The following is a 2,270-nucleotide window of genomic DNA, read 5'->3' on the forward strand; positions in this document are numbered from 1 at the left end:
GCCGCCGGGTGAGCACGGGCAGAACCCGCCGGGCGGACAGACCAACGCGCCGGCGAACGGGCAAAACCCGCCGCCGCAGAGCCGGCAAGCGCTCAACCCACCGAGCACGCAGCCTGCGCACCCGCCCTACATTCCGCGCGGGACGTACGTCAGTGGGAACGCCCAAATAGGCGGGCCCGGCGATGCGCGGGCGGGCTTCAGCGTCGTCGACCACGGGGCGCCCCCACCGCCGCCGCCGCGAGGCCACGGCTGGAACGACGGTCCGGCTCCCGGCCACCCGCCGCCACACTGGGTGGGCGCACCGCCTCCGGGGGGCTGGGACGGCCCGCCGCCTCCCGGCGGCTGGAACCGCCCGTGGTCCGGGCCGCAGCGTGACGTCGTTCTCGCACAGGCCGATTTCGGGCCGTTCCAGTACGAGACCTACACCGCCATACCGGTTTTCAACTGGCAGTTCGGCGGTTGGGGCTTCTGGTACATGGGAGTCTGGGTTCCGCTGTACTGACGGGCCGGCCCGAATCGAGCCGCCGACGGGCGCAGCCGCCGTAGCCGGTTGCGCCCGTTGCCGGGCGGCGATCCCGCGGTCGTGGCAGGCTCCGGGAATGGATGTGCGAGAGAACGTCCGCCGAGCCATCGACGTGATGACGGCTTGGACGTCCGACAGCGGCAACGAATTCGCGTGGACCCGGCTCGTCGAGAACGTGATCGACGAGCCCGACGGCGAGATCATGCTGTTGATGGGCTTCGTCAACCTTGCCGGTGAGCTCGGGATCAAGCTGGAGAGGGCCACCGGTCAAGACGTGCGATCGCACCTGCAGGACATCGCCCTGAAGTACCTGTGACCCGGGTGGGCTACTGCGGATGGGTCGCCAGGTAGTCCTCGACCGGGATCGGTGACGATGCGGCGTAGCCGACGGGCAACAACACATCGCCGGCAGTGGTGACGTAGTAGACGTCCCACCGGTAGTAGGTGGGGAAAGCGGCGGGATCGCTCCCGATCAGCGCGGCGTACTGGTCGACGGCCTGCACGTAGGCGTGGGCGTGGTTGTACCCGTAGATGGCGTGCGCGTGGTCATTGGCAAAGCCGTTGGCGGCGAGGAATCGGCCCGCGGCCATGATGCTGTCGCGCGGGGAATTGATGTCGCCGCCCTGGCCGTAGGTGGCGAACGTCGACGGCAGGAACTGCATGGGCCCTTGCGCGCCGGCCGTGCTCACGCCGTTGATGCTGCCGAATCGGGTCTCGACGAGGTTGATCGCGGCCAGGTAGTTCCAGCCGACACCGGTCTCCGCTTCCGCCGCGTGGTAGTCGCTCATCAGCTCGTCGGCGGCGATCGGCGGGTCGATCCGCCACGGGGGCAGCGCGTTTTTCGCGGGGGTCATCGACTGCAGTTGTCGTCGGGCATCGAGGTTGCGGTCGTAGACATCCACGAGTTCCGACGGGATCCGCGGCCGGGTGATGGAGTCCCATTCGGGGTGCCGCCCGATGGCCCGGTAGGCGGCCTGCTCGCGGTGCGCCGCCGCCGACAAGGCGGGCTCGGGGGTCGACGGGTCACGCAGCGCGCGTTCGTCGGCGACGAGGTCGTCGGCCACTTGCGCCGGGTCGGACGCCAGCTGGGGCTGCGCGCCAAGGGGTGGATTCGGCGCCGCCGCAAGGGTTCTCGACGCGGCGGGGGTGGCGGACGCGGTGACCGCGGTTGAACCGGTCGCTGCGGGCTTGGCAGTCGACGCCGAGCAGGCGACGGCCGCGAATACGACCGCGCCGACGAGCGGCGCCGCGGCGGCACGGTTACGGCTCACTAGGTTCTCTTTCGTCGAGTTGCCGTGAACAGTCTTTCGCATCGACGGCCTCGACGGCAATGCCGTAACCGCCCCTGGCGAATGCCGTTTCGAGTTGCGGGCGGCCGCAGGCTATTTCACACTGGAGGATCGGCTTCCCAGCAGAGCGGAACAGTTACATGCCCGACCGCGAATGCACCGCCAGACGAACCGTGATTCGTCGAACTTCGGGCCGGGCGGACTCGAATTTCGCCCGTCGCCTTATCGGCCCGGTGATGATCGCGGCGACGGTCACGGCGCTTTTCGGCGCACCGGATACTCGCCCGCAGTTGCCGCCCGGGTGCGCGATCGGTTGGACCATGGTCGGCGGCGTGTTGATTTACGTGCCGGACTGCACGCATCGGTCGCCCGCTCCACCGCCGCCCCCCGACCGGCGTCGTTGGCGGTCGACTTCAGGCGGCTCGACAAGATGCCCGCGCTGCAGCAGGGCGGCCGAC

Annotated in this window: 3 protein-coding genes and 1 pseudogene; 3 read left to right on the forward strand and 1 reads right to left on the reverse strand. The window is 69.6% G+C overall.

Features of this window, described 5'->3' with window-relative positions; all coding sequences use genetic code 11:
- Together A5702_RS18855 and A5702_RS18860 are read left to right on the forward strand one after the other, a co-directional pair.
- A partial coding sequence (locus A5702_RS18855) for an MAP_0585 family protein (protein WP_369817936.1) occupies positions 1-502 on the forward strand: 502 nt, incomplete at its 5' end.
- A gap of 97 nt (positions 503-599) precedes the next feature.
- On the forward strand, positions 600-839 hold the full coding sequence (locus tag A5702_RS18860; RefSeq protein WP_055403276.1) for a hypothetical protein: 240 nt from the start codon (positions 600-602) through the stop codon (positions 837-839).
- A 10-nt stretch (positions 840-849) separates the two neighbouring features.
- On the opposite strand, the gene A5702_RS18865 is transcribed toward A5702_RS18860, so the two are convergent.
- Positions 850-1,794, reverse strand: coding sequence for a transglycosylase SLT domain-containing protein (locus tag A5702_RS18865; protein WP_068222652.1), 945 nt, complete (start codon positions 1,792-1,794; stop codon positions 850-852).
- Positions 1,795-1,966: 172 nt separating this feature from the next.
- Here A5702_RS18865 and A5702_RS27030 point away from each other — a divergent pair.
- Positions 1,967-2,270: pseudogene (locus tag A5702_RS27030) on the forward strand (hypothetical protein); the annotation flags it as partial.

This window comes from Mycobacterium sp. E3339 (assembly GCF_001666915.1).
Classification (GTDB): Bacteria; Actinomycetota; Actinomycetes; order Mycobacteriales; family Mycobacteriaceae; genus Mycobacterium.